The 26,517-nt window shown below is 68.9% G+C and carries 23 protein-coding genes; 15 read left to right on the top strand and 8 right to left on the bottom strand.

The window, feature by feature from the left end:
• The first annotated feature begins 85 nt into the window (after positions 1-85).
• The gene (locus AC1DSC_RS26965) at positions 86-730 is read left to right on the top strand and encodes an SIS domain-containing protein (protein ID WP_436288114.1); all 645 of its coding nucleotides are present in this window, start codon (positions 86-88) and stop codon (positions 728-730) included.
• Positions 727-1,494, top strand: coding sequence for a BON domain-containing protein (locus AC1DSC_RS26960; protein ID WP_436288113.1), 768 nt, complete (start codon positions 727-729; stop codon positions 1,492-1,494). Before AC1DSC_RS26965 ends, AC1DSC_RS26960 begins: the two co-directional genes overlap by 4 nt.
• Before the next feature lie 44 nt (positions 1,495-1,538).
• On the opposite strand, the gene AC1DSC_RS26955 is transcribed toward AC1DSC_RS26960, so the two are convergent.
• From AC1DSC_RS26955 to AC1DSC_RS26945, 3 genes are read right to left on the bottom strand one after another with little or no spacing between them, the layout of a single operon-like run.
• Positions 1,539-2,447, bottom strand: a complete 909-nt coding sequence (locus AC1DSC_RS26955; protein ID WP_015867576.1) for an NAD(P)-dependent oxidoreductase — start codon at positions 2,445-2,447, stop codon at positions 1,539-1,541.
• 43 nt (positions 2,448-2,490) lie between these two features.
• Positions 2,491-3,627 carry a PilT/PilU family type 4a pilus ATPase gene (locus AC1DSC_RS26950; RefSeq protein ID WP_021012686.1) on the bottom strand — a complete coding sequence of 379 codons (1,137 nt, stop codon included), beginning with the start codon at positions 3,625-3,627 and terminating at the stop codon, positions 2,491-2,493.
• 28 nt (positions 3,628-3,655) lie between these two features.
• A complete protein-coding gene (locus tag AC1DSC_RS26945; RefSeq protein WP_015867574.1) occupies positions 3,656-4,699 on the bottom strand; it encodes a type IV pilus twitching motility protein PilT in 1,044 nt (347 codons plus the stop codon).
• 51 nt (positions 4,700-4,750) lie between these two features.
• Between AC1DSC_RS26945 and AC1DSC_RS26940 the strand changes: the two genes are divergently transcribed.
• Positions 4,751-5,449, top strand: a complete 699-nt coding sequence (locus AC1DSC_RS26940) for a YggS family pyridoxal phosphate-dependent enzyme (RefSeq protein WP_436288112.1) — start codon at positions 4,751-4,753, stop codon at positions 5,447-5,449.
• Between the two features lie 6 nt (positions 5,450-5,455).
• On the opposite strand, the gene AC1DSC_RS26935 is transcribed toward AC1DSC_RS26940, so the two are convergent.
• Entirely contained in the window at positions 5,456-5,929 is a 474-nt protein-coding gene (locus AC1DSC_RS26935; RefSeq protein ID WP_018906595.1) for an Lrp/AsnC ligand binding domain-containing protein, read from the bottom strand.
• Between the two features lie 88 nt (positions 5,930-6,017).
• Between AC1DSC_RS26935 and AC1DSC_RS26930 the strand changes: the two genes are divergently transcribed.
• Positions 6,018-8,993 (top strand): L-glutamate gamma-semialdehyde dehydrogenase, encoded by a 2,976-nt coding sequence (locus tag AC1DSC_RS26930; protein WP_436288111.1) that lies wholly within the window; start codon positions 6,018-6,020, stop codon positions 8,991-8,993.
• Positions 8,994-9,008: 15 nt separating this feature from the next.
• On the opposite strand, the gene AC1DSC_RS26925 is transcribed toward AC1DSC_RS26930, so the two are convergent.
• Positions 9,009-9,470 (bottom strand): hypothetical protein, encoded by a 462-nt coding sequence (locus AC1DSC_RS26925; protein WP_307595571.1) that lies wholly within the window; start codon positions 9,468-9,470, stop codon positions 9,009-9,011.
• Positions 9,471-9,671: 201 nt separating this feature from the next.
• On the opposite strand from AC1DSC_RS26925, the gene AC1DSC_RS26920 reads away from it, so the two are divergent.
• The 5 genes from AC1DSC_RS26920 to AC1DSC_RS26900 all read left to right on the top strand — a co-directional run bounded on the left by AC1DSC_RS26920 (position 9,672) and on the right by AC1DSC_RS26900 (position 13,995).
• Positions 9,672-10,946 (top strand): Glu/Leu/Phe/Val family dehydrogenase, encoded by a 1,275-nt coding sequence (locus AC1DSC_RS26920; RefSeq protein WP_436288110.1) that lies wholly within the window; start codon positions 9,672-9,674, stop codon positions 10,944-10,946.
• Positions 10,947-10,977: 31 nt separating this feature from the next.
• A complete protein-coding gene (locus tag AC1DSC_RS26915; protein ID WP_436288109.1) occupies positions 10,978-11,631 on the top strand; it encodes a nucleoside/nucleotide kinase family protein in 654 nt (217 codons plus the stop codon).
• An 83-nt stretch (positions 11,632-11,714) separates the two neighbouring features.
• A complete protein-coding gene (locus tag AC1DSC_RS26910; RefSeq protein WP_436288108.1) occupies positions 11,715-12,398 on the top strand; it encodes a DUF2242 domain-containing protein in 684 nt (227 codons plus the stop codon).
• A gap of 50 nt (positions 12,399-12,448) precedes the next feature.
• Positions 12,449-12,940 (top strand): MarR family winged helix-turn-helix transcriptional regulator, encoded by a 492-nt coding sequence (locus AC1DSC_RS26905; RefSeq protein ID WP_278880306.1) that lies wholly within the window; start codon positions 12,449-12,451, stop codon positions 12,938-12,940.
• Positions 12,937-13,995, top strand: coding sequence for an FUSC family protein (locus tag AC1DSC_RS26900; protein WP_436288107.1), 1,059 nt, complete (start codon positions 12,937-12,939; stop codon positions 13,993-13,995). Before AC1DSC_RS26905 ends, AC1DSC_RS26900 begins: the two co-directional genes overlap by 4 nt.
• Before the next feature lie 6 nt (positions 13,996-14,001).
• On the opposite strand, the gene rocF is transcribed toward AC1DSC_RS26900, so the two are convergent.
• Both rocF and AC1DSC_RS26890 read right to left on the bottom strand, forming a co-directional pair.
• The gene (gene rocF, locus AC1DSC_RS26895) at positions 14,002-14,925 is read right to left on the bottom strand and encodes an arginase (protein ID WP_307595576.1); all 924 of its coding nucleotides are present in this window, start codon (positions 14,923-14,925) and stop codon (positions 14,002-14,004) included.
• Positions 14,922-17,015, bottom strand: coding sequence for a prolyl oligopeptidase family serine peptidase (locus AC1DSC_RS26890; protein WP_436288106.1), 2,094 nt, complete (start codon positions 17,013-17,015; stop codon positions 14,922-14,924). Before AC1DSC_RS26890 ends, rocF begins: the two co-directional genes overlap by 4 nt.
• A 153-nt stretch (positions 17,016-17,168) precedes the next feature.
• On the opposite strand from AC1DSC_RS26890, the gene AC1DSC_RS26885 reads away from it, so the two are divergent.
• The 5 genes from AC1DSC_RS26885 (at position 17,169) to AC1DSC_RS26865 (ending at position 21,627) form a co-directional block, all read left to right on the top strand.
• Positions 17,169-18,839, top strand: coding sequence for a WS/DGAT/MGAT family O-acyltransferase (locus tag AC1DSC_RS26885; protein WP_436288105.1), 1,671 nt, complete (start codon positions 17,169-17,171; stop codon positions 18,837-18,839).
• Positions 18,840-18,975: 136 nt separating this feature from the next.
• Positions 18,976-19,533: a hypothetical protein gene (locus AC1DSC_RS26880; protein ID WP_015867561.1), complete on the top strand. Its 558-nt coding sequence runs from the start codon at positions 18,976-18,978 to the stop codon at positions 19,531-19,533.
• A 17-nt stretch (positions 19,534-19,550) separates the two neighbouring features.
• A complete protein-coding gene (locus tag AC1DSC_RS26875) occupies positions 19,551-20,084 on the top strand; it encodes a phasin family protein (protein ID WP_015867560.1) in 534 nt (177 codons plus the stop codon).
• A gap of 47 nt (positions 20,085-20,131) precedes the next feature.
• Entirely contained in the window at positions 20,132-20,767 is a 636-nt protein-coding gene (locus AC1DSC_RS26870) for a TetR/AcrR family transcriptional regulator (protein ID WP_015867559.1), read from the top strand.
• A gap of 86 nt (positions 20,768-20,853) precedes the next feature.
• Entirely contained in the window at positions 20,854-21,627 is a 774-nt protein-coding gene (locus AC1DSC_RS26865; RefSeq protein ID WP_015867558.1) for an esterase/lipase family protein, read from the top strand.
• 16 nt (positions 21,628-21,643) lie between these two features.
• On the opposite strand, the gene AC1DSC_RS26860 is transcribed toward AC1DSC_RS26865, so the two are convergent.
• A complete protein-coding gene (locus AC1DSC_RS26860; RefSeq protein ID WP_436288104.1) occupies positions 21,644-24,868 on the bottom strand; it encodes a bifunctional cytochrome P450/NADPH--P450 reductase in 3,225 nt (1,074 codons plus the stop codon).
• A 242-nt stretch (positions 24,869-25,110) separates the two neighbouring features.
• Here AC1DSC_RS26860 and AC1DSC_RS26855 point away from each other — a divergent pair, with 242 nt between their 5' ends.
• Complete coding sequence (locus AC1DSC_RS26855) at positions 25,111-26,187, top strand: IS110 family RNA-guided transposase (RefSeq protein ID WP_027730205.1); 1,077 nt, start codon at positions 25,111-25,113, stop codon at positions 26,185-26,187.
• The last annotated feature ends 330 nt before the right edge of the window (positions 26,188-26,517 follow it).

Raw genomic sequence — 26,517 nt, 5'->3', positions numbered from 1 at the left:
GCGCGCCGCGGGCTCCACCCACACATTCATCCTCCCATCCATCGCAAACGTCTTGTTTCAACGCCCCCCGGTATCATCGCGCCCCATGCTCGAGCAACGGATTCAGCAACACTTCATCGACAGCGCCGACCTCAAGTACCAGGCCGGCCCCATCCTCAGCAAACCCATTTCGCAGGCCATGCAGGCGATCCTGGCCTGCGTGACCAGTGGCGGCAAGGTGCTGGCCTGCGGCGCGGGCGTCTCGGGCCTGCTGGCGGCGCAGTTCGCGGCGCAGTTCGTCGGCCGCTTCGAGCGCGAGCGCCCCGAGCTCGGCGCCATCGCGCTGCCCGGCGATCCCACCGATCCGTCGGCCGACAGCGCCGCTGCCGTCGACGCCGACCGTTTCGCCCGCCAGGTGCGCGCGCTCGGCCAGGCCGGCGACGTGCTGCTGGCGCTGAGCGCGAGCGGCCAGTCGGCGGCCGTGCTGGCCGCGGTGCTGGCTGCGCACGAGCGCGACATGACGGTGGTGGCGCTGCTGGGCAATGCCAGCGCGGGCCAGCCGGCCTCGCCCGGCGCGGGCAGCAGCGGAACCGGTGGCGCCATCGGCCGCGCGCTGCGCGAAACGGACGTCCAGATCGGCGTGTCGCACGAACGTGCGGCGCGTATCCACGAAATCCACCTGCTCGCACTGCATTGCCTGTGCGACGGCGTGGATGCCCAGCTACTCGGAGAACAGGAAGCTTCCACATGACGACAACGACACCGTTCCAGCGCTTCGCCATTGCACTTGCCTCGGGAACCGTCCTGGTTGCCGGGCTTTCGGCCTGCGTGCCGCTCGTGGTCGGAGGGGCCGCGGCGGTGGGCGTGGGCATGGTGGCCACCGACCGCCGCAGCTCCGGCGCCCAGCTCGACGACCAGGGCATCGAGCTGCGCGCGGCGGCCCGCGTGCGCGAGATCGCCAACGACAACATGTACGTGAGCGTCACCAGCTTCAACCGCCAGGTGCTGCTGACCGGCGCCGTGGGCAGCGACGCCGACCGCCGCCGCGTCGAGGACCTGGTGCAGCGCGTGGACAACGTGCGCTCGGTGGTCAACGAGCTCACCGTCGGCCCGCCCAGCACCTTCCAGGACCGCTCGAACGACCTGTTCATCAGCGGCAAGGTCAAGGCCTCGCTGCTCGACGCCAAGGACATCTTCGCCAATTCGTTCAAGGTGGTGACCGAGCGCGGCGTGGTCTACCTGATGGGCATTGCGACGCGCCGCGAAACCGACCGCGCGACCGAAATCGCACGCGGCATCTCGGGCGTGCAGAAGGTGGTGCGCGTGGTCGAGGTGGTGAGCGAAGCCGAACTGGCCAGCCAGGCGCAGCAGGCGCAGCGGGGCGGCACCGGATCGCCTGCACCGGCACCGTCTTCGGCGCCCGGAGCTTCTTCGTCATCGCGCGTGCCGCTGCCGCCGATGGAGCCGCTGCCGCCGGCCCAGCCCGGCGGCGCCACGGCCACGCCGGTGCGCTGATCCCGCAAAAAACAAAGCCCGCTTCGCGCGGGCTTTGTTTTTTTTTACTTGAGCCGGATGATCAGGCTCGACGTGTCCCAGCGCCGCCCGCCGGCCTGCTGCACGTCGGCATAGAACTGGTCGACCAGCGCCGTCACGGGCACGCGCGCGCCGTTGCGCTTGGCCTCGTCGAGCACCAGGCCCAGGTCCTTGCGCATCCAGTCGACCGCAAAGCCGTAGTCGAACTTGCCGTCGATCATGGTCTTGCCGCGGTTGTCCATCTGCCAGCTCTGGGCGGCGCCCTTGCCGATCACCTCGAGCACCAGCTTCATGTCCAAGCCCGCGCGCTGGCCGAAGGCAATGGCTTCGGACAGGCCCTGCACCAGGCCCGCGATGGCGATCTGGTTCACCATCTTGGCGAGCTGGCCGGCGCCGCTCGCGCCCAGCAGCGTGACGGCGCGCGCAAAGGCCTCCATCACCGGCTTGACGCGCTCGAAGCTCGCCTTGTCGCCGCCGCACATCACGGTGAGCGCGCCGTTCTGCGCACCGGCCTGGCCGCCGGACACCGGCGCGTCGATGAACTGCAGGCCGGCTGCCGCCGCCGCATTCGCGAGCTCGCGCGCCACGTCGGCCGAGGCGGTGGTGTGGTCGACCAGCACGCTGCCTTTCTTCATGCCGGCAAAGGCGCCGTTCGGGCCCAGCACCACGGCGCGCAGGTCGTCGTCGTTGCCCACGCAGCTGAAGACGATGTCGGCGCCTGCGGCCGCTTCGCGCGGGGTGGCGGCATGGCGGCCGGGCGCGCCGAATTCGGCGACCCAGGCCTCGGCCTTGGCCGGCGTGCGGTTGTAGACCGTGACCTTGTGGCCGGCCTTGGCCAGGTGCCCGGCCATCGGCCCGCCCATGACGCCAAGGCCCAGGAAGGCCACCGTCTGGGAGGGGGTAGATTCGTAGGTTCGGGGATTGATGCTGCTCATGGGCGAGAGCTTAAAGCCAACGCGAAGCCCCCGTCACCTGCGTCTAAACGATCGCGAAGTGCTCGGTGCCGGCCGAGAGGTCGGTGCTGCGCGCGCGCTGGCTGTTGAGCTTGATCTGCAGCCGCAGGTCATTGGCCGAATCGGCGTTGCGGATGGCGTCCTCGAAGGTGATCGAGTGGCTCTCGAACAGGTCGAACAGCGCCTGGTCGAAGGTCTGCATGCCCAGGTTGCGGCTCTTCCTCATGATCTCCTTGATCTCGCCCACCTCGCCCTTGAAGATCAGGTCGGAAATGAGCGGCGTGTTCAGCAGCACTTCCACCGCCGCCACGCGGCCCTGGCCGTCCTCGGTGGGCACCAGGCGCTGGGAGATCAGCGAGCGCAGGTTCAGCGACAGGTCCATCAACAGTTGCGCGCGGCGCTCTTCGGGGAAGAAGTTGATGATCCGGTCCAGCGCCTGGTTGGCGCTGTTGGCGTGCAGCGTGGCCATGCACAGGTGGCCGGTCTCGGCAAAGGCCACCGCGTGCTCCATGGTCTCGCGGTCGCGGATTTCGCCCATCAAGATCACGTCGGGCGCCTGGCGCAGCGTGTTCTTGAGCGCGGCTTCCCAGCTGTCGGTGTCGATGCCCACTTCGCGCTGCGTGACCACGCAGTTCTTGTGCGGATGCACGAATTCGACCGGGTCCTCCACCGTCACGATGTGGCCGTAGGAATTTTCGTTGCGCCAGTCGATCATGGCCGCCAGCGTGGTCGACTTGCCCGAGCCCGTGGCGCCCACCAGGATGGTGAGGCCGCGCTTGGTCATCGACACGTCCTTGAGCACCTGCGGCATGCCCAGGCCGTCGATGGTCGGCAGCTTGGCCGGGATGGTCCGCAGCACCATGCCGACCTTGCCCTGCTGCACGAAGGCGTTCACGCGGAAGCGGCCGATGCCGGTCGGCGAGATCGCGAAGTTGCATTCCTTGGTGCGCTCGAACTCCGCCGTCTGGCGGTCGTTCATGACCGAGCGCGTGAGCGCCAGCGTGTGCTGCGCCCCCAGCGCCTGCTGCGACACCTTGGTGACCTTGCCGTCGACCTTGATCGCGGGCGGAAAGTCCGCGGTGATGAACAAGTCGCTGCCGTTGCGGCTCACCATGAGCTTGAGCAGGTCGTTGATGAACTGGCTGGCTTGATCGCGTTCCATGATGTGTCGGTGCTCCGAAGGGCTGGGATCAGCCTGGGAAATTCTCGGGGATCTTGGCCTTGCCGCGCGCTTCCGCCGCCGAAATGGCATTGCGGCGCACGAGGTCGGTCAGGTTCTGGTCCAGCGTCTGCATGCCCGCGCCCTGGCCGGTCTGGATGGCCGAATACATCTGCGCCACCTTGGCCTCGCGGATCAGGTTGCGGATCGCCGGCGTGCCCAGCATGATCTCGTGCGCCGCCACGCGGCCCTGGCCGTCCTTGGTCTTGCACAGCGTCTGCGAGATCACGGCCTGCAAGGATTCGGACAGCATGGCGCGGATCATTTCCTTTTCCTCGCCCGGGAACACGTCGATGATCCGGTCGATGGTCTTGGCGGCCGACGAGGTGTGCAGCGTGCCGAACACCAGGTGGCCCGTTTCGGCCGCGGTCATGGCCAGGCGAATGGTTTCCAGGTCGCGCAGCTCGCCCACCAGGATGGCGTCCGGGTCTTCGCGCAGCGCCGAGCGCAGCGCGTTGGAGAACGACAGCGTCATCGGCCCGACCTCGCGCTGGTTGATCAGGCACTTCTTGGATTCGTGCACGAATTCGATCGGGTCTTCCACCGTGAGGATGTGGCCATACTCGTTTTCGTTCAGGTAGTTGACCATCGCGGCCAAGGTGGTCGACTTGCCCGAGCCGGTGGGCCCGGTCACCAGCACCAGCCCGCGCGGCTTGAGCGCCAGTTCCGCGAAAATCTTGGGCGCGTTGAGCTGCTCCAGCGTGAGGATCTTCGAGGGAATGGTCCGGAACACCGCCGCCGCGCCGCGCGCCTGGTTGAAGGCATTCACGCGGAAGCGCGCGAGGCCGTCGATCTCGAACGAGAAGTCGACCTCCAGGAATTCTTCATAGTGCTTGCGGTGCGTGTCGCTCATGATGTCGTACACCATGGCGTGCACCGACTTGTGGTCGAGCGCATCGACGTTGATGCGCCGCACGTCGCCGTGGACGCGGATCATCGGCGGCAGGCCGGCCGACAAGTGCAGGTCGGAGGCTTTGTTCTTGACGCTGAATGCCAGCAGCTGGGTAATGTCCACGGGGGTCCTCGGCTCGAGTTCGGTGACGTTTTGATACGATTTTGGAAGATTATGACGATGATTGGCGACGACCTCCAGCAAGTAAAGAACCGGATCGCAAAGGCCTGCGCCGAACATGGGCGCAACCCGGCCGAAGTCCGGCTGCTGGCGGTGTCCAAGACCTTCGGGCCCGAGGCCGTGCGCGAGGCCCATGCGGCGGGCCAGCGGGCCTTCGGCGAGAACTATGTGCAGGAGGGGCTGGACAAGATCGCCGCGCTGTCGGACCTGCGCGCAGAACTCGAATGGCACTGCATCGGCCCTCTGCAGAGCAACAAGACGCGGCCCGTGGCCGAGCATTTCGACTGGGTGCACGGCATCGACCGGCTCAAGATCGCCGAGCGCCTTTCGGCGCAGCGGCCGGCGCATCTGCCGCCGCTCCAGGTGTGCCTGCAGGTCAATGTGGACGGCGGCGCCAACAAGTCCGGCGTGCCGCCCGAAGAGGCGCTGCCGCTCGCGCGTGCTGTGGCGGCATTGCCACATTTGCGGCTGCGGGGGCTCATGGCCATTCCCGAACCGGCGCCGGATTTCGCCGCGCAGCGCGAACTGTGCCTGCGCGCGCGCGCCGTGTACGACGCGATCCGCGCTGCTGGCATCGAACTCGACACCCTCTCGCTCGGCATGAGCGCCGACCTCGAAGCGGCGGTCAGCGCCGGCAGCACGATGGTGCGCATCGGCACGGCGATCTTCGGCGGCCGGCCCAAGGCCGCCTGACGGGCGCTAGACGGCCAGCGGCAGCCGCGCGCTGCTCTTGATTTCTTCCATCACCGCGTAGGTCCGCGTCTCCCGCACGCCCGGCAGTTGCCACAGCACCGTGCCCGCGAATTCGCGGTAGGCCGCCATGTCGGCCATGCGGGTCTTGAGCAGATAGTCGAAGCCGCCCGCAACCATGTGGCATTCCATGATCTCGTCGCGCACCTGCACCGCGGCCTTGAACTGCTCGAACACGTTGGGCGTGGTGCGGTCGAGCAGGATCTCGACGAACACCGTGAGCCCGCGCCCGAGCTTGTGCGGATCGAGCCGCGCCTCGTAGCCCTGGATGAAACCCTCGCGCGTGAGCCGCTGCACCCGCGCCAGCACGGCGGTGGGCGAGAGCGCCACCAACTCGGCCAGCTTGAGGTTGGTGATGCGGCCGTCTTCCTGAAGAATCTTCAGCAGCCGAAGGTCGATGCGATCCAGATCCAGGTCGAGCATTGGTGAATTATCCGGCCGGCCCCGTATTTTTTGGCAAAAGATTCGGTCTATATCCAAAGACCATAGGGGATAGAACCAAGGAACTGCCATGCACCTGCCCATCCCTTACCGCCCTGAAGCCGATGTCGTCTCGCACCGGCTCGCCTCGCTCGAAGGCGCGCTCGACTGGCGCGCCGCGGCCGCCGCCGCCACGCCCTGGGTGGAGGCGGTGCGCCGACACCCGCCGCCGTTCTGGGCCATGGAAAGCCTGCTGCGCGAGTACCCGATCTCCAGCGCCGAGGGCCTTGCGCTGATGCGCCTGGCCGAGGCGCTGCTTCGCGTGCCCGACGCCGCCACGGCCATCGCGCTCACGGCCGACCAATTGGGCCGGGCTGATTTCGAGGGCACGGCCGATTCCACGCTGTCGCGGCTGTCGTCCGCCGCCATCGCGATGTCGAAGAAATTCCTGCCCGAAGGCGACCATCCGCCCGGCCTCATGGCCAAGCTCGGCTCCCGCACGGTGGTGGCCGCCACGCTGCGCGCGGTGCAATTGCTGGGGCGCCAGTTCGTGCTCGGACAGACCATCGCCGAGGCCATGGACGAGGCCCGCTCGGCGCATCGCCGGCAGGGCGCGCTGCGCTTCAGCTACGACATGCTCGGCGAGGGCGCGCGCACCGATGCCGATGCGCTGCGCTACCTCGAGAGCTACACGCAAGCCATCGGCGCCATTGCGGCCGGTGCCGATGCGGCGCGCGGGCCCGAGCACAACGACGGCATCTCCATCAAGCTCAGCGCACTGCATCCGCGCTACGAGGACGCGCAGCGCGAGCGCGTGATGCGCGAGCTGGTGCCGCGCGTGTGGCAGCTGTGCGAACTGGCGGCCGATGCCGGCCTCAACCTCACCATCGATGCCGAAGAGGTCGACCGGCTCGAGCTGTCGCTCGACGTGTTCGAGGCGCTGGCCGCGCGCGTGGCCGCCGAACGGCCGCAATGGCGCGGCTTCGGCCTGGCGCTGCAGGCCTACCAGACGCGCGCGCTCGAACTGATTGCGCACGTCACGGCGGTGGCGCGCCGGCACAAGCTGCGGCTGATGTGCCGCCTCGTGAAGGGCGCCTACTGGGACGCCGAGATCAAGCGGGCCCAGGAGCTCGGCCTGCCGCACTACCCGGTCTTCACGCACAAGCACCACAGCGACGTGAGCTACCTGGCCTGCGCGCGTGCGCTGCTGTCTGCGCCCGATGCGGTCTATCCGCAGTTCGCCACCCACAACGCGGGCACCATCGCGGCCATCCTGCAGATGGCCGAGGTGGCCGGCGCGCCCTTCGAGCTGCAGCGCCTGCATGGCATGGGCGAGGGCGTCTACCGCGAAGTGATGAAGAGCACCGACGCGCCGGTGCGCGTGTACGCCCCGGTGGGCCAGCACAAGGACCTGCTCGCCTACCTCGTGCGGCGGCTCTTGGAAAACGGCGCCAACTCGTCCTTCGTGAACCAGCTCGGCGACGAGCAGGTCGACATCGGCGAGCTGCTGATGTCGCCGCTCTGGCTCGAGGAGGCGAACCCCGCCTTGCCGCTGCCGCCCGCGCTCTACGGCCCGCCGCCGGCGCGGCGCAACAGCGAAGGCGTCGACCTTGCCGTCGAGCCGATGCGCGCGCCCTTGCTCGCGGCGCTGGAGACCACCGCGGTGCCCCATGTCGAACTGTTCGATGCCGCCAGCGCGCCCAAGGCCGTGGCCGCCAGCGCCGCCGCTTTCCGCAGCTGGCGCAAGGTGCCGGTCGAGGCGCGCGCCGCCATGCTGCGCCAGGCCGCCGACGCGCTGCAGCGCGAGCTGCCGCGCTTCTGCGCGCTGCTGGTCAAGGAGGCCTTCAAGACCTGGGGCGACGCGGTGGCCGAAGTGCGCGAGGCTGTCGACTTCCTGCGCTACTACGCCGACGAGGCCGAACGCATCATGCAGCCCGTGGCGCTGCCCGGCCCGACGGGCGAGAGCAACGAACTGCGGCTCACGGCGCGCGGCCCCTGGGTGTGCATCAGCCCGTGGAATTTTCCGCTCGCGATCTTCGCGGGCCAGGTGGCGGCCGCGCTTGCCACCGGCAACACGGTGCTCGCCAAGCCGGCCGAGCAGACGCCGGCCATCGCGCTCGAAGCCGTGAAGCTGCTGCACGCCGCGGGCGTGCCGGCCGATGCGCTGCAGCTGCTGCACGGGCCCGGCGAAACCGTGGGCGCGGCGCTGGTGGCGGCGCCGGGCGTGGCGGGCGTGGTGTTCACCGGTTCGACCCAGGTGGCGCGCATCATCCACCGCGCGCTCGCCGCCAAGGACGGCCCGATCGTGCCGCTGATCGCCGAGACCGGCGGCATCAACGCGATGCTGGTCGATTCGAGCGCGCTGCCCGAGCAGGTGGTCGACGCCGTGGTGCAGAGCGCGTTCCGTTCGGCCGGCCAGCGCTGCTCGGCCTTGCGCCTGCTGGTGCTGCACGAGGGCATCGCCGACGCGGTGATCGAGATGATCCGCGGCGCGGCCGGCGAACTGGCCGCGGGCGACCCGGCGCTGCTCGCGACCGATGTGGGACCGGTGATCGACGCCGAGGCGGCCGACAACATCCGGCGCCACCTGAAGCGGCTGGATTCGGAAGCCAAGCGCCTGCTCGCGCCGGCTGCCTCTTCTTCAACCGAGGGCAACCTGATCGCGCCGCAGGCCTACGAGGTGCCCTCGATCGACAGCGTGACCAGCGAGATCTTCGGGCCGGTGCTGCAGATCGCGCGCTGGGGCTCGGGCGCGCTGCGCGATCCCGCCGAGGTGATCGATCGCATCAACGCGCTCGGCTACGGCCTCACGCTCGGCATCCAGACCCGCATCGACTCGCGCGCGCAGGCGCTCGCGGCGCGGGCGCAGGTGGGCAACATCTACGTCAACCGCAACATCATCGGCGCGGTGGTCGGCGTGCAGCCCTTCGGCGGCGAGGGGCTGAGCGGCACCGGCCCCAAGGCCGGCGGGCCGCACTACCTTTACCGCTTCTGTGCCGAGCAGACGGTCACGGTCAACACCACGGCGGCCGGCGGCAACGCGGCGCTGCTGAGCGCGGTGGCCTGAGGCCGCCGTTCGTCTTCAGCGCAAGGGATTGCCGTCTTCTTCGGCGCGTGCGGACGATGACCGGCTGTTGAACTGGTCGATCAGCGCGCCGTAGGCCGGGCTGGTGCGCAGCCGCGCATATTCGGCGGCCGCCTGCCGGTAGGCGGGGCTCGACGGATCGGCGCCCGCTTCGCCGTTCTGCCGCGCGGCCAGGCCCGAGCGGATCCACAGCCGCGTGTCCGCCGCCACGGCCGCGCGGCTGTTCGCCGACACCCGCGGCTCGGGCTGCGGCGAGCCTTCGGCATAGCCTTGCGTGGGCGCGGTAGCGAGCCACTGCCGCGCGTCGGCCGAGACGGCGGCGCGCGTGGTGGAGGAGGCGAACGGCACGGGCCGCGGATCGCCCTCCGCATAGTTGCCGGCAAGGCTCGGTGCGGCGGCCAGGCCCAGCAGCGACGAGACGGCGGCCGTGGCCAGGAGGCGGGTGCAAGAGCGGGTCATGGAATCGGTCCTTTCGATCAGTGGTTGGCAGCCCCCACTCTAGGAACCGCAGCTCGGGCGCCGATGACCCGGCGATGACCGTTTTGTCATGTTCGGCCAAACCTCTCTTGCATAACCGCCATCGCGGCGCGCATAAGACATGGCGCGGCGGGCGCGAGAGGTCTATCGTTGCGGCCATCCATTCCAACCAAGGGATCTCCCATGAGTGAAAAGCTCTCCTTCGTCAATCCGACCGCCAACAGCCCCTGGGGCACCTACCTTTCGCAGGTCGACCGCGTGGTGCCCTACCTCGGCCCGCTGGCCCGCTGGGTCGAGACGCTCAAGCGCCCCAAGCGCGCGCTGATCGTGGACGTGCCGATCGAGATGGACGACGGCACCATCGCCCACTTCGAGGGCTACCGCGTGCAGCACAACATGAGCCGCGGCCCGGGCAAGGGCGGCGTGCGCTTCCACCCTGACGTCACGCTGGAAGAAGTGATGGCGCTGTCGGCCTGGATGACCATCAAGACCGCCGCCGTCAACCTGCCGTACGGCGGCGCCAAGGGCGGCATCCGCGTCGACCCGAAGAAGCTCTCGCTGCAGGAGCTGGAGAAGGTCACGCGCCGCTACACCAGCGAGATCGGCATCATCATCGGCCCGCACACCGACATTCCCGCGCCCGACGTCAACACCAACGCGCAGATCATGGCGTGGATGATGGACACCTACTCGATGAACGTCGGCGGCACCGCCACCGGCGTGGTCACGGGCAAGCCGCTGCACCTGGGCGGCTCGCTGGGCCGCGTCAAGGCCACCGGCCGCGGCGTGTTCGTCACCGGCCGCGAAGCGGCGCGCCGCCTGGGGCTGGACCTGCGCGGCGCGCGCATCGCGGTGCAGGGCTTCGGCAACGTGGGTTCGGTCGCGGCCGAGCTCTTTGCGGAAGCGGGCGCCAAGATCGTCGCGGTGCAGGACCACACCGGCACCATCGTCAACCCGAACGGCCTCGACCTCACGAAGCTGGTGCCCATTTCGCGCACCGACGGCGTGGTCGGCTTCAGTGCCGGCGGCGACATCGTGCCGAACGAAGACTTCTGGAACGTGGCCTGCGACATCCTGATCCCGGCCGCACTCGAAGGCCAGATCACCGCCGAGCGCGCGCACAAGACCACCGCCAAGCTGGTGCTCGAAGGCGCCAACGGCCCGACGGTGCCGACGGCCGACGACATCCTTGCCGAGCGCGGCGTGCTGGTGGTGCCCGACGTGATCTGCAACGCCGGCGGCGTGACGGTCTCGTACTTCGAATGGGTGCAGGACTTCTCGTCCTTCTTCTGGGACGAGGACGAGATCAACGTGCGCCTCGACCGCATCATGATGAACGCGCTCAACCACATCTGGGACACGGCCGACAAGCACAAGATCTCGCTGCGCACGGCCACGTATGCGGTGGCTTGCGAACGCATTCTCATGGCACGCCAGGAACGGGGCTTGTACCCCTGATCCGCTGAAGCCAAGGTTGTACGCTCGGGGGATGAGTACCCCTCCCGAGCAACAACTTCCGTCCATTCCCGAAGACGCTCTCGCCCGCCTGCAGGCCCTGATGGCCGGCGGGCGGCGCAAGCTGCTGGGCCTGGTCGGCGCACCCGGAGCGGGCAAGTCCACGCTCGCGCTCGCGCTGCTGCAGGCCGTGGGCGCCGAGCGCGCGCAGATCGTGCCGATGGACGGTTTTCATCTGGCCAATGTCGAGCTGCAACGGCTCGGCCGCGCCGGCCGCAAGGGCGCCCCGGACACCTTCGACAGCGCCGGCTATGTGGCGCTGCTGCAGCGGCTTCGCACGCAGGGGCCGGACGACCCCATCGTCTACGCCCCCGAATTCCGCCGCGAGATCGAGGAGCCGATCGCCGGCGCCATCGCGGTGCTGCCTTCGACGCAATTGGTCATCACCGAGGGCAACTACCTGCTGCACGACGCCGGCCCCTGGGCCGGTGCGGCGGCGATGCTCGACGAGGTCTGGTACGTCGACATCGACGATGCGGTGCGCGAAGAGCGTTTGCTGAAGCGCCACCAGCAGTTCGGCCGCAGCGCCGAGGCCGCGCGCGACTGGGTGGCCGGCACCGATGCGCCCAACGCACGCCTGATTGCCGCGACGCGCGCGCGTGCGCATCACGTGCTGCGCTGGTCCTGAAAATTTGCGGCGCCGGGGAACACCGGCGCCCGGGCATGCTCGAAGCTTCGCCGGCGGACACGCCGGTTAGGATTCGCCGCTCCATGACCCTGCCTCCCCCTTCTTCTTCCGCCTTTTCCGTCCTTCTTCGCGCGCCGGTACTGGTCCTGCTGTCCATGCTGGTGCTCGCCGGCTGCGCGGGCAGCCCGCGCCGCGTGTCGTACGAGACCGAGGAGTTCGATTCCACCACCACCCACACGCGCACCTACACCGCCACGGAAGCCCAGACCTGCGAAGCTGCGCGCCGCGCCCTGCTGAGCCAGGGCTACATGATCAGCGCGGCCAACCCCGACCTGGTGACCGGGCGCAAGAGCTTCCAGCCGGCGTCCGAGGTGCATGTGGAGGTCGAGTTCCGCGTGGTGTGCGCGCGCGAGGGCGGCAAGGCCGGCAAGCGGAGCACCGTGGCCTTCGCGACCGCGCTGCAGGACCGCTACGGCATCAAGAAGGTCAACAACTCGGCGAGCGTGGGGGTGGGCGCCTTCGGCTCGCTCTCGCTGCCCTTTGCCGGCAGCGACGACGCGATGGTCAAGGTGGCGAGCGAAACGCTCACCGACGAGCTGTTCTACGACCGCTTCTTCGCGCTGCTCGATCGCTTTCTCGAAGGCCAGGGCGGCGAAGAACCTGAAGTTCCGAGCGTGGCGCCCGAAGCGCCGCGGCCCTCTGCGCCACCGGCGCCCGCGGCGCCAGCCCTCACCTTTCCCGTGAAGCCGGTGCCGAACCCGGGCTGAACGGCCCGCGGCCGTCTCGCCAGATAGCAAGATGCGTCTTACAATCTGGCATGGCTTCCAACCTCGACTCCGCCGACGCGCTGCAGTGCGCCGCGCGCCTGCGCACCGCGGTGTCGCAGTTCTCGCGCCAGCTGCGCAGCGGCCCGGCCGCCCCCGACGGCCCGAGCGTGGCCAAGCTCAGCGTGCTGGGCCAGCTGCACCGGCACGGGCCGTGCACGCCCACCGCGCTCGCGGCGCATGAACGCGTCAAGCTCCAGTCGCTGACCCGGCTGCTGGCCGAACTGGAAGCCGAAGGCTGGATCGGCCGCGCGCCGCATGCCACCGACGGGCGCCAGTGGCTGCTGTCGCTCACGCCCGAGGGCCTGCGCCGGCTCAAGGCGCTGATGCGCTCGCGCGAGGCCGCCCTGGCCCGCGCCATCGGCGCCACGCTGGGCGCCGAACAGCGCGCGCTGCTGCTGCAGGCCTGCGGGCTGCTCGACCGCATTGCCGGTGCGCTCGAAGAGGGCGGCGAGCCCTCGACGGGCGCGGCGCGGCCGCGATGACGCCGATGGCACCGGCCCTGCAGCGCATCGGCGGCTTCTGGCGCGAGGGCCGCTGGCGCGCGGGCGCGCAGTTGGCGGCCGCGGTGGCGCTGGCATGGCTGGTGGCCGTGGCGATGCGGCTGCCCGAAAGCTTCTGGGCCGTGATGAGCGTGCTGATCGTCATGCGGCCGAGCGCCGGCGGCACGCTCGGCGCGGGCTGGGAGCGACTGCGCGGCACGGCCGCCGGCGCGCTCTGCGGACTCGCAGGGGTCTACCTGCAGCACCTGGGCGCGCCGATGCTCGCGACCACGCTGGCCACCGTGATGCTGCTGGCCTTTGCCGGCGCCGCGCTGCCGGGTTTTCGCAGCGCGCCCGTGGCCGCGCTGCTCATTCTTTCGGCCGGCGCCATCCCCGGCCACTCGGCGCTCGACGTGGCGCTGCTGCGCATGCTGCAGATCGGCATCGGGGTGGGCGTGGCGCTGGCGGTGGCGCTCGTCGCGTCGGAGTACCGCGCGGGTCCGCGCTTCGATGCGGGTTGTGCCGCGTTGCTGCGCGGCATGGCGAAGCGCCTGGCCACGCTGGCCGCACTCGGCCCGGGCGGCGCTGCCGGGCTGCCTGCCGAGTCCGAGGCCGAACGCGCCAATGCCGCCGCGCGCGCGGCGCTCGCCCGGCTGGCGCTGCTCGCGGGCAGTGCCGACCTGGAAGCCCGCTGGTGGCGCCGCGGCGCTGCCGTGCCGGCGGCGCAGTCCTGCCGCAGCAAGGCGCGGCTCGCGGCGCGCATCTTCCAGGACGCCACCGTGCTCGAACGCATGCTGCGCCGTACACCGGCTGGCGGTGCCGCGTGGCAGGACACAGCCCGGGCCGCGGCCGCCGCGCTCGCCGCCATGGCCGATGCGCTCGATGGCCGGGGCACGCCCGATCTTGCCAAGCTTGCGCAGCTCGCACGCCGGCATGAGTCGCCGGGCGCCTCGTCCGCCTTGCTGCTGCTGGCGGCGCCGGTGTGCCTGCTGCTCGAAGACCTGCAGCGCATGCAGCGCTGCGTGGCGGCAGCGGCATCCGCGGCGTCCGCAGGCTGAAGCCGCTCAGCGCACCAGCGTCGACTTTCCGAACAGGCTCTCGATCAGCTCCACCGCCACTTCGGCGGTCTGGTTGCGCACGTCGAGCGCGGGGTTCAGCTCCACCACGTCGACCGAGCCGAGGCGGCGGGTGTCGGCGACCATTTCCATGCACAGCTGCATCTCGCGGTAGGTCGGGCCGCCGCGCACGCCGGTGCCCACGCCGGGCGCGATGTTCGGGTCGAGGCAGTCGAGGTCGAAGCTCACGTGCAGGTGGGTGTCCTCGTCCACGTCCTGCAGCGCCTCGGTCATGGTGGTGCGCATGCCATGCTCGTCGATGTGGCGCATGTCGAACACATGCAGGCCGAGCGTGCGGATGGCGTCCTTCTCGTCGGTGTCGACGCTGCGGATGCCGATGAAGCGGATGGCATCGTGCTCCAGCGCCGCGCGCTCGCCGCTCCAGCCGGTGAGCGCCGCGGGCCCGTGGCCCAGCAGGCAGGACACGGGCATGCCGTGCAGGTTGCCGCTCGGGCTGGTGGTTTCGGTGTTGACGTCGGAATGCGCATCGAGCCACAGCACGCGCAGCTTCTTGCCGCGCTTGCGCACATGCCAGGCCACGGCGCTGATCGAGCCGATGGCCAGGCAGTGGTCGCCGCCCATCATGAGCGGCACGTGGCCGGTGCCCAGGGCGGTGTCGACGGCGGCGTAGACGGAGCGGTTCCAGGCAATCACCTCGTCGAGGTGGCGCAGGCCGTTGGCCGGCGCGGTCCACGGCGTGGCGGGGCCCGCGAGGTTGCCGCGGTCGATCACCGTGAAGCCCTGCCGCGCGAGCGCCTCCGGCAGCCCGGCCACGCGCAGCGCATCGGGGCCCATGCCGGCGCCGCGCACGCTGGCACCGACGTCGGTGGGCGCGCCGATCAGTTCGAGGGTGGTGCCGTTGTCGTTGCTCATGCGGATGTCCGTCCGATGTGCTCCCACAGGTAGGCGTAGCCCAGGGCGTCCATGAAGGCGGCCTCCTTGTTGTCGGTGGCCGCGCTGTGGCCGCCTTCGATGTTCTCGTAGAAGCTGGAGTCGTAGCCCATGGCGGCCAGCTTCGCATGCATCTTGCGCGCATGCACCGGGCCCACGCGGTCGTCGCGCGTCGATGTGGTGAAGAGCGCCGGCGGATAGGGCTGGCCGGGCTTCGCGTTCTCGTAGGGCGAGAAGGCCTGGATCCAGGCCCATTCTTCCGGATCGTCCGGGTCGCCGTATTCGGCAATCCACGAGGCGCCGGCCGACAGATGCGTGTAGCGCTTCATGTCGAGCAGCGCCACCTCGCTCACGATGGCGCCGTAGAGCGTGGGATACAGCGTGAGCATGTTGCCCATCAGCAGCCCGCCGTTGCTGCCGCCCATGGCACCCAGGTGTCGCGGCGAGGTGATGTTGCGCGCGACGAGGTGCTCCGAAACCGCGGCGAAGTCCTCGCAGGTGCGCAGGCGGTCGCGCTGCAGCGCGGCCTGGTGCCAGCGCGGCCCGTACTCGCCGCCGCCGCGGATGTTGGCCACCACGTAGACGCCGCCCCGCTCGAGCCATGCGCGGCCGATGGCGCCGCTGTAGCTGGGCTGCAGCGAGATCTCGAAGCCGCCGTAGGCGTACTGCAGCGTGGGGTTCCTGCCGTCGGCCTGCAGGTTCCTGGGCGCGATCTCGAAGTAGGGCACGCGCGTGCCGTCCTTCGAGGTGGCGAAATGCTGGCTCACGCGATAGCCGGAGGCATCGAAGAAGGCGGGGCTGTCCTTCAGCGGCTCGGGCTCGCCCCGGCCGATGGTGCCGATGTAGAGCGTGGTCGGCTGCAGGAAGCCGCTCACGGTCAGGAAGTAGTCGTCGTTCTCGTCCTCGTCGACACCACCGGCCGCGATGGTCGAGAGCTCGGGCGCGCCGCCCAGGCTCTCGCGCTTCCATGCCCTGGAGTCGGCCTGCGGCGTGAGCACTTCGAGCCGGTTCACCACGTCGTGCATCACGTTGAGGATCAGGTGGTGGCGGGTCCACGAATAGTCGTCGAGCGCGGTCGTGTCGTCGGGCTCGAACAGCACGGTGATCTCGCGCCGGCCGGCCATGTAGTCGTCGAAGCGCATTGCCAGCAGCGAGCCCGGCTTGTAGGTGGTGCCGCCCACGGTCCAGGGGCTGCGCGGCTCGACCAGCATCCACTCGCGCGTGACCTCGGTGCTGGCGTCGTCGGGCACGTCGATCTTCACCAGGCGGCCGTCGCCCGTGCGCAGCCAGGTCTCGCTGTCGTAGAAGTCCATCTGGCGCGAGACGAAGTCGCGCTCGAAGCCCGGCGTGTTGTCGCGCCAGGCGCTGACCGTCATGTCGTCCTCGCCGCCCTCGTAGACCGTGGCCGCGCTCTCAAGCGGCGTGCCGCGCTTCCATTCCTTGACGATGCGCGGGTAGCTCGAACTGGTCATCGAGCCGGGGCCGAAGTCGGTGGCCACGTAGAGGTGGTCGATGTCTTTCCACGCCACGTTGCTCTTGGCTTCGGGCAGCGTGAAGCCGCTCGCGACGAACTGCTTGAGCTCGAGGTCGAACTCGCGCACCACGTTCGCATCGGCGCCGCCGCGCGAGAGCGAGACGAGGCAGCGCTTGTAGCCGGGCTGCAGGCAATCGGCACCGTGCCAGACCCAGTTTTCCTTGTCGGCCTCGGCCAGCGCGTCGAGGTCGAGCACGGTTTCCCAGTCGGGCTGGGGCTTGCGGTATTCGGCCAGCGTGGTGCGCCGCCACAGGCCCTTGGGGTTCTTCTTGTCGCGCCAGAAGTTGTAGAAGAGCGGACCGATCTTGCGCACCATCGGAATGCGGGCCTCGGAGTCGAGCACTTCGAGGATGCCCTGCTCCATCCGCTCGAAGGCGGGCGACAGCGCGTAGCGCTGCACGGTCTTCGCGTTGTGCTGGCGCGCCCATTCGAGCTGTTCGGCGCCGTCGATGTCTTCGAGCCACTGGTGCTCGTCGGTCTGCGTGGAAGCGGTGGATGTCATGGGCGCAGTGTACGAATCCGCCGTGAAGAAAGGCATGCCTGCCGTCAGGGTCGGCCGAAGCTACTGAATTCATAGCGCACCGCGCGCCGGCCTAGTGACAAACCCGCGATCGGCCGTTTGGCCTCGATGCGCGGGGCTCCCACGGGTATCCTGCCGGACGGCGCCTGCGCACACAAGGAGACACGACACATGAAACACCTGAGCGGTCTTGATGCCACCTTCCTGCACCTGGAAACCCCCGAGATGCCGATGCACGTGGGCTCGCTCAACGTGCTCGACCTGCCCAAGGGCTACAAGGGCGATTTCTACGAGGATGCCAAGCAGTTCATGGCCAGCCGCATCCACCTGGCCGACGTGTTCACGCGCAAGCTCGCACTGATGCCCTTCGACATGACCAACCCGGTGTGGGTGGCCGACGAGGACATCGACCTCGACTACCACGTGCGCCACATCACGCTGCCCAGGCCCGGCACCAACCGCCAGCTGCAGCAGTACGTGGCGCGGCTGCATTCCACCTTGCTCGACCGCAGCCGCCCGATGTGGGAGTTCTTCATCATCGACGGCCTGAAGAGCGGCCAGGTGGCGCTCTACACCAAGGTGCACCATGCGGGCATCGACGGCCAGGCCGGCGTGGCGCTCGGCAAAGCCATCTTCGACCTCGAGCCCACGGGCCGCGTGGTCAAGCCGCCGCGCGCCCGCGCGCGCAGCAGCGGCTACCAGCTGGGCATGGCCGAGCTTGCGACCGCGGCGCTGCGCAACACGGCGCAGCAGTACGTCAAGCTGTTCAAGATGGCGCCGGCCATCGCGCGCGCGCTCGGCGGCCTCGCCAAGCCCGACGAGAAGGCGGCCGAGAAGGACGCCGCCACCGCGCCCAAGAAGTTCAACCTGTTTGCGCCGCGCACCTCGCTGAACGTGTCGATCACCAACCAGCGCACCTTTGCCGGCCGCACCATCTCGCTGGCCGAGACCAAGCACATCGCCAGGCACTTCGGCGTGTCGCTCAACGACGTGGTGATGGCCACCGTGGCCGGCGCGCTGCGCCACTACCTGGCCGACAACAACGAGCTGCCCGCCAAGCCGCTGGTGGCCGGCGTGCCCGTGAGCCTGCGCGAAGCGGGCGACGACACGGCCAACAACCAGGCCAGCATGATCCTCGTGAGCCTGGCCACCGACATCACCGACCCGGTGCAGCGGCTGAAGGCGATCAATGCGTCGTCGACCAGCTCGAAGTCGACCATGAACCGCTTCAAGGCGGTGATCCTCGACGACTTCCCGACCTTTGCCGCGCCCTGGCTGGTGTCGGGCATCGCCTCGATGGTGGGCCGCTCGGGCCTCGTGAACCTGCTGCCGCCGGCCGCCAACGTGGCCATCTCCAACGTGGCGGGCGCGCCGTTCCCGATGTACTTTGCGGGCGCGCTGGTCACCAGCTACTACCCGGTGTCGATCGCGAGCCACGGCACGGCCCTCAATGTCACGGTGCAGAGCTACAACGGACGCATGGACTACGGCCTCATCGCCTGCCGCCGCGCGGTGCCCGACATCACCGAGATCGGCGACTACATGCTGGCCGAGCACCAGCTGCTGCTGGGCCTGACGCAGACGCACCCGGCAGCGGCGGGCGCGGCGCCCGCGAAGACAGCGGCGGCTCCCGAGCCGGCACCCGCCGTGAAGGCGGCGCCGAGGCCGGTTGCAAAAAAGGCTGCAGCGAAGAAGCCGCCGGCAGCCAAAGCCGCCGCGGCCAAGGCGCCGGCCGCCAAGACCGCCGCGAAGAAAACACCGGCCAAGGCGGCCGCACCCAAGGCCGCGCCGCGCAAGCCCGCGGCGCCCGCCAAACGCGCCAGGGTGGCCACTGCGGCATGATCGCCAGGCACGAGGGCCGGAAAATTGGGGCAGTTGGACTAGTTTTCCGACCGTTCTAGCTTTCCAGGCCTAGGCACTCTGGAAGAAGATCACTTCATCGCGAATCCAGCGACCGATCAACTTCCAGGAAATCCACATGACCACCACGCAAGCCTCCTTCTCTTCCGCCGCCATCCACGTCATCGGCCAGTACAACGACGCCGGCAAGACCCTGGTGGGCGCCTACCGCGCCGGCGTTCATCGCCTGCTCGGCGGCGCTGCTTCGCGCTACAGCGAATTCCTCGGCAGCCGCCAGATTCCGCTGGTGAGCGAGCAGGTCAAGGCCAACCTGATCGGCGCGCAGGAAAAGATCAACGGCTTCCTGGCCAACCGCCTGGACATCGACACCGGCCGCATCGTCTCGGTGATGGACCGCGTCGCCGCGGGCACCACGAGCGGCATCGAAACCGTGGCCGGCCGCGTGGCGCGCGTCGAATCGCCGGTCGTCAGCTCGGTGGTCAAGACGCTGAATGCGCTGAACCAGCCGATTGCCAACGTGTCGGTGCAGATCGCCGACAAGGTGGCTGCCGGTGCCAAGCAGATCGAAGTGCGCGTGAGCGGCACCGAAGAAGCCAAGCCCGTGCGCAGCGTGAAGGCCAAGGCCGCCGCTGCCAAGAAGCCGGTTCGCCGCACCGCCGCCCGCAAGGCGGCCTGACCCTGGAGCAACAACGCATGGCGACCCGCCCCGATCCGACGGACGATTCCAGGAAGAAGAGGGCGGCGGCGCCTGCGAAGCCCGCCAGGAAGGCGCCTGCGGCCCGGAAGATGCCCGCAGCCGGGAAGAAGGCCGCGGCACCTAAGAAGAAGGCGGCTGCTGCCGCATCGGACACCGGGCCGGGCAAGAAGGCCGTCGGTGCCGAGGGCCTGCTGCGCGCCGGCCTCAAGGTGCTCGGCAATGTGCGCGACGACGTCGCCAAGCGCCAGGCCAACGTGATCGAGGGGCTGCTGGGCATCGGCCAGGCCAGGTTCGATCCGGCGGCGGGTGCCAAGGCCGCGGTTCCCCGCGGCTTTCCGGGCCTCGACAGCTTCGGCCTGCGCAAGTTCGAAGACGTGTTCGACCAGCGCGTGGCCACCGCGCTGCAGCGCCTGGGCATGCCCAGCGCGGAAGAAGTGCAGGCGCTGCGCGAAGAAGTCATTCGGCTGCGCGAACGCCTCGCGCAACTCGAGCCCAGGAACGCCGGCCCGCGCGGCAGCGGCAAGCGCTGAGCGCCAGCCCAGCGAAGCACCGACGCACGCAGCAGCATCAGCCGGTTGTGGCCAGTTCCAACACCACGCGCGACCGCATCCTGCAGGCCAGCCTCGCGCTGTTCAATGCGCAAGGCCTGGCGGCGGTGTCCACGCACAAGATCGCGGCCGAGCTCGGCATCAGCCCGGGCAACCTGCACTACCACTTCAAGGCCAAGCAGCTGATCGTTGAGTGGCTGTTCCGGCGCTTCGAGCAGCGGCTCGAAGTGCTCGACGGCTCCGCGGGTTCGATCACCGCCATCGACGACCTCTGGCTCGCGCTGCACCTGCGCTTCGAGGCCATCGACCAGTACCGCTTCATCTACCGCGACATGGCCTTCCTGGCCGGCGAATACCCCGCGCTCGGCCAGCGCGCGCAAGCGCTTACCGCGCAGAACCTGCTGGCGGCCCAGGCGCTGTGCGAAGGGCTGGTGGCCTCGGGCGTGATCGAGACCAGCGCCGAGCAGGCCCGCATCCTCGCCCTGCAGATGGTCTTCACCACCACCTGCTGGCTTTCGTTCGAACGCCTGGTGCCGGGGCGCGACGCGCTCGCGCAGGCCGACCCGGGATTGGCGGCCTTCTACACGCTCACCCTGATTTCCCCGTATGTTTCCAGCGAATCGAGGGCTTACCTTGATTACCTGCGGGGCAAATACCTCGGATAAAGATCGCTGTTGTCCGACGGGGCGGTGAAACTTTGGTTCGCCATGCTCGTCCCACAGAACAAAGAACAGAAAGGAAAGCCGCCCTCATGACCACCGCCACCCGAGACCCCATCGCGCCGCCGTCCGGCCTGCTGCTGCTGGCCGAGGCGCGCGCGCTCTGGGAAACGGGCGCCGGCATCGCGATGTGGCCGCTGCTGCAGCTCGCGCCGCGCGGCGACGGGCATCCGGTGCTCGTGCTGCCCGGCCTCGTGGCGGGCGACGGCTCCACGCTGGTGCTGCGCCGCTACCTGTGCAGCCGCGGCTACGACGCGCACGGCTGGGGCCAGGGCCGCAACTTCGGCCCGCGCGAAGGCGTGGAAGACGGCATGCTCGCGCTCTTGAAATCGCTCGCTGAAAAGAGCGGCCAGAAGGTCAGCGTGATCGGCTGGAGCCTGGGCGGCGTCTATGCGCGGCTGCTGGCATCGGCGCAGCCGGCGCTGGTGCGCAACGTCATCACCCTGGGCAGCCCGTTCTCCGGCAGCCCGCGCGCCACCAATGCATGGCGCGTGTACGAGGGCGTGAGCGGCCAGAGTTCGCACGACCCGCGCCGCATGAAGTTCGTGCAGCCCACGCCGCCGGTGCCCACGACCTCGATCTTCAGCCGCACCGACGGCGTCGTCGCCTGGCGCTGCAGCCTCGAGAAGCCGGGGCCGCAGGCGGAAAACATCGAGGTGGTGGCGAGCCACCTGGGGCTGGGCGCGCATCCGGCGGTGCTCTATGCGCTGGCCGACCGGCTGGCGCAGCCGGAGGGCGAGTGGAAGCCCTTCAACCGCGGCCTGCTCGGGCCGCTGGTCTATCCCGATCCGAGCCGCAAGGCCTGACTGAACTGCGGCGGGGCTACGCTCCCGCCCAGACGTCCAGCACATAGCGCTGGTCGGCAATCATCTGGTCCATCCACGCCGCGCCGTCGTGGCCGTGCCCCCGCGCCAGGTCGGCCAGCGTGCGCCGCACGTCGGGTTCCATGCGCGAACCGTCGCCGCACACGTAGATCACGCCGCCCGCTTCGAGCAGCTTCCACACGGCCGCGCCCTGCTCGCGGATCAGGTCCTGCACATAGACCTTGCGCTCGCCCGCGCGCGAGAACGCGGTGTGTAGCTTCATCAGGCCGCGGTGCGACCAGGCTTCGAGCTCCTCGGCGTAGATGAAATCCTGTTCGGGATGGCGGCAGCCGAAGAACAGCATCGCCTCGCCCAGTGCCTGGCCGCGCTCGGCCTGCGCCGCGCGTTCCTGCAGGAAGCCGCGGAACGGTGCAAGGCCGGTGCCGGGGCCGATCATGACGAGCGGCCGCTGCGCATCCTCGGGCAGGCGGAAGCCTTCGGCCGTGGTTTCGCGGATCACGCCGTGCACCGTGTCGCCCGCTTCGGCGCGCGCCAGGTAGTTGGAGCACACGCCCTCGAAGGTGCCGTTGCCCGACAGCGCCGGTGCGCTCACCACGCCCACGGTGACGCTGCAGCGCCCCGGCGTCATCGTGGGCGAGGAAGAGATCGAGTAGTAGCGCGGCGAGAGCGGCGACAGCATTTCTAGGAACACCGCGAACGGCAGTTGGCAGGCGCGGTGCTCCTCGAGCAGGTCGAGCAGCGACCTGCGCCTGTGCAGCACCTGGGCCTTGTAGGCAGCCTGCGAGGCGTCGTCGCTGCCCGAGAGCGCGGCGAGCTTCGGCCGGGTGGCCGGGCACTCGGTGTATGCCGCGAGCGTGGCGATCTGCTTGCGCGTGGCCACGTCCTGCAGTTCGACATAGTCGCCGAGCAGCCGGTCGACCGCGATCACCTGGTCGACCGGCAGCGCGGTCTTGCGGCCCGAGTCGGCATGCAGCCGCACATGCGCGGCGCGGTCGAATCCGAAGCGCGCCATCGCGCGTTCCACCTGCGCCGGGCTGTTGCGCGGCACCACGCTCAGGTGGTCGCCAGCGCGGTAGTCCACGCCCTCGGGCAGCATCAGCTCGACGTGGCGCGTGGAGCGGCCCGCTTCGCCGGCGCCGCCGGGATCTTTCTGCAACTCGCGGTTCTCGATCACGCGCAGCGCCACCGCGCCCAGCGCATCGACGAGCGCGTTCTTCTGCGGCGGCGGCAGTTCCTCGAGCGTGTAAAGCGGCTCGGCTTCGGCGGGCGTGTCGGCGCCGGACTGGATGCCGAAGGCCTTCACCAGTTCGGGCCAGAGCGCGTCGCTCCAGTCCTGGAAGGCGCCGTCCATGTCCTCGCGCGCATCGCCCTCGCCGCGCGGATGCACCCGCGTGGCGCCGAGCGCCGCCAGCCGCTCGTCGATGCGCCGCGGCACCGCCTGGTAGGTGGCGGCCCAGTCGGTGTTGCCGCAGCCGAAGACGCTGAAGCGCACGCCGTTCAGCGAATCGTCGGCCTTGTCGAGCCAGCGGTGGAACTCGGCCGCGTTGTCGGGCGCCACGCCGTTGTACGAGGCGCAGACGATGGCGACGGCGCCATTGGCGGGCAGCCGCTCGGCGTAGTCGTCGAGCGAGGCCACCTGTGTCGAGAAGCCGCGCAGCTCGCCGGCCTCGGCCAACTGGCGCGCCAGATCTTCGGCCGTGCCGAGGTTGGAGCCCTGCAGCACCAGCAGCGAGGTGCCGTGCCGCGCGGCCTGCGGCTTGCGCGCGGCGGCCTGCCTGGGCTGCACCGGCGCGGCGGCCGCATCGGCGGTGTTGCCGCGCGGCCGCGTGGCCGGGTCGCGCAGCAGCGCCTTGATCTTCAGGCCTTCCGGCTTGATCGTGAGCGCCTCCTTGATGCGGAGCTTGTAGCCCGTGTGATCGACGAGGTCGAAGCGCTGCAGGATCATGCCCAGCGTGAGCACCGCTTCCTGCAGTGCGAACTGGCGCCCGATGCAGGCGCGCTGCCCGTTGCCGAAGGGCTTGAAGGCATTCACCGGCCGCTCGCGCTCGGCCTCGCGGCTGAAGTGGTCGGGGTTGAATTCGTCGGCGTCCTCGCCCCAGATGCCCTTGTCGCGATGCAGCGCCAGCGCATGCATGATGACCATGTTCTTCTTCTTGATCGTGTACTGGCCGCCGATGGTCGTGTCTTCCTTCGCGCGCATCGCGATGGCGGGGGCGGTCGGGTACAGGCGCAGCGCCTCTTTCAGCACCTGCATCACGTACTGCAGCCGGTTGACCTGCGCATAGGTCGGCTTCTGCGAGGTGTCGGGACCGAACACGTTGTCGACCTCGGCCTGCGCCTTGGCCAGCGCCCCGGGGTTCTTCAGCAGGAAGTAGATCGCGAACGAGAGCAGGCCGCTGGTGGTCTCGTGCCCCGCGATGAGGAATTCGATGCACTCGTCGCGGATCATCTTGTCGGTGAGTTTTTCACCGCTCTTCTTGTCGACGCCCGCGATCATGTAGCTCAGCAGGTCGGGCTTGGTGGCAATGTCGGCCCCGCCCGCGCGGCGCTCCTCGATAATGTCCTCCACCATCTTGTGCATGAAGCGGATGTCCTTGCGCTGCTGCGCGAGCTCCTTCTTGAGCATGAACTCCTCGAGCGGCAGGCCGCGGCGGTTCTGCACGGTCTCCAGCGTGCGCACCATCGCATCGACAAAAGGATGGAAGCCCTCGCGGTAGAACGAATTGAAGCGGTAGCCGAAGCCGCACAGGCCGATGGTGTCGAGCGTGAGCGCGGTCATGTCGCGCACCACGTCCACCTCTTCGTCGAAGTTCAGGCGCTCCCACTTGGTGACCAGCTGGCCCGCGATGTCCAGCATCATCGGGTGGTAGGCCTGCATCGCGCGCTGGCTGAAGTTGGCCAAGAGGATGTTGTGCGGCTTCGACCAGGTTTCCTCGTGCGTGTCGGAGGTGAAGAGGCCGTGCGACGCTGCGCGAAGCCGCCGCAGCGCGCCGCGCGTGCTCTTGTCGAAGCGCGCCTCTTCGCACAGCTCGTCGACCAGCGCGGGCGAGGACACCACGATCACCGGCATGCCCGGCATGTCGAGCCAGTAGATGCCGCCGAGGTCCTGCGCGATCTTCCACATGTCGAGCACGGGGGAGTCGGAGCCGATCGACAGCAGGTTGCCGACGAAGGGCTTCTTGGCGGGATGCGGGATCGGATGGAGCGAGTTTTTGCCTGCCATGGGTGTCGTGCCTTTGGAGTGGACCCGCTTCGGAGATTCCGGCGTGTGACTCCGGAGTATCCCGAGGGCACCGGTGGGGGGCAGGACGGGGTTTCCCTTAGGCTGGTTCAGTGCCTTTGCCTTTGTTTGTTTAGTGGCCGCAGCGAAATGAATGCGAAGGGACTTCTCGCTTCCTGGTCACGGCATCGAGTGCCAAGATTGATTTGCGAAGTCAATCTGAAACCTTTGGAAGGAGAAGCCCCATGAACGAGATTACCCGAGTCGGCATCGATCTGGCAAAGCACGTCATTGAGGTTTTTGCGGTCAACGCGGCCGGCGTGCGCGTTACGGGGCGTGCATTGCCGCGCGCTAAATTCCTGGCTTGGTGCGCGCAATTGCCCGCGGGCTGCCTGGTCGCCATGGAGGCCAGCTCCAGTGCGCATTACTGGGCGCGCAAGCTGCTCGCCCTGGGGCTGGATGCCCGCATCATCGCCGCCGCGCACGTCGTGGCCTATCGCCTGCAGGGCAAGAGCGGCAAGAACGACGCCAACGATGCTGCCGCCATCTGCGAGGCCGCCTCGCGCCCGCACATGCACTTCGTGCCGATCAAGAGCGTGGAGCAGCAAAGCATGCTGTGCATTCACCGCCTGCGCGAGGGCGTCAAGGCAGACCGCACCGCCTGCATCAACCGCATTCGGGGCCTGCTGGCGGAGTTCGGGCTGGTGTTCGCCCAAAGCCCCGAGGCGCTGCGCCAGGTTCTTCCCGATGTGATGGAAGACGCTGGCAATGAACTCGGCGGCCTTGCCCGGCTGGCGCTGCACAGAGCGTATGCACAGTGGCAGGAACTCGATGCGCACCTGCGCTGGTGCGACGAGCGCATTGCCGCGCACGGCAAGGCCAGCGAGCAGGTGCGCCAGGCCGAGCAGTTGCTGGGCGTGGGACCGGTCACGGCCTCCGCSGTGGTGGCAACCGTGGGCGACTTCAAGCAATTCAAGAACGGTGCACAGTTCGGCGCCTGGCTGGGCCTGACGCCCCGACAGAACTCCAGCGGGGGCAAGAACAACCTGGGGCGCATCACCAAGCGCGGCGACGCGTACCTGCGCACGCTGCTGATCCAGGGGGCCAAGTCGATAGTGCTGACGGCGCACAGGCGCGACGACCCGATCTCGCGCTGGGTGCAGGCCTTGCGCGAGCGCTGCGGCTGGCAGAAGGCCGTGGTGGCGTTGGCCAACAAGAACGCACGCATTCTGTGGGCCGTGTTCGCACGGGGCCGGCCCTTCGATGCGCACCACGTCAGTACCAAACCRCCAGGCGTCATCGTCGCGGTGATCGCGACGTAGCGCCAGCCGTTCGGATACCCTTTGTTGTTGTTTATTTGCTTGCCAGACGTGAGTTCGAAGATGCAATGAACAGGTCAGACCGGCAGCGGGCAAGCTCGACTCCTCCTTGGTGATGCCGGTTGTAGTGGGCATCACGAGAAATGAATGGAGCCCCGCTGAGCGGTTCGTATCTGGGTCCGCACGGCCACGTGCCAGTGCAACAAGACCGTCGGTAGATGTGCAGTCTGTTCCTCGTTTCGTTGCGCCTCGATCCTCAATGCCTCGCAAGCGATACAGCTTGGTAGAAAAACCAACCCAAACCCGTGCTTGACTGCGCGAGAAGTCCCGGTA

Source organism: Variovorax sp. 01N425 (assembly GCF_056399465.1).
This window is presented reverse-complemented; position numbering and strand designations above follow the sequence as displayed.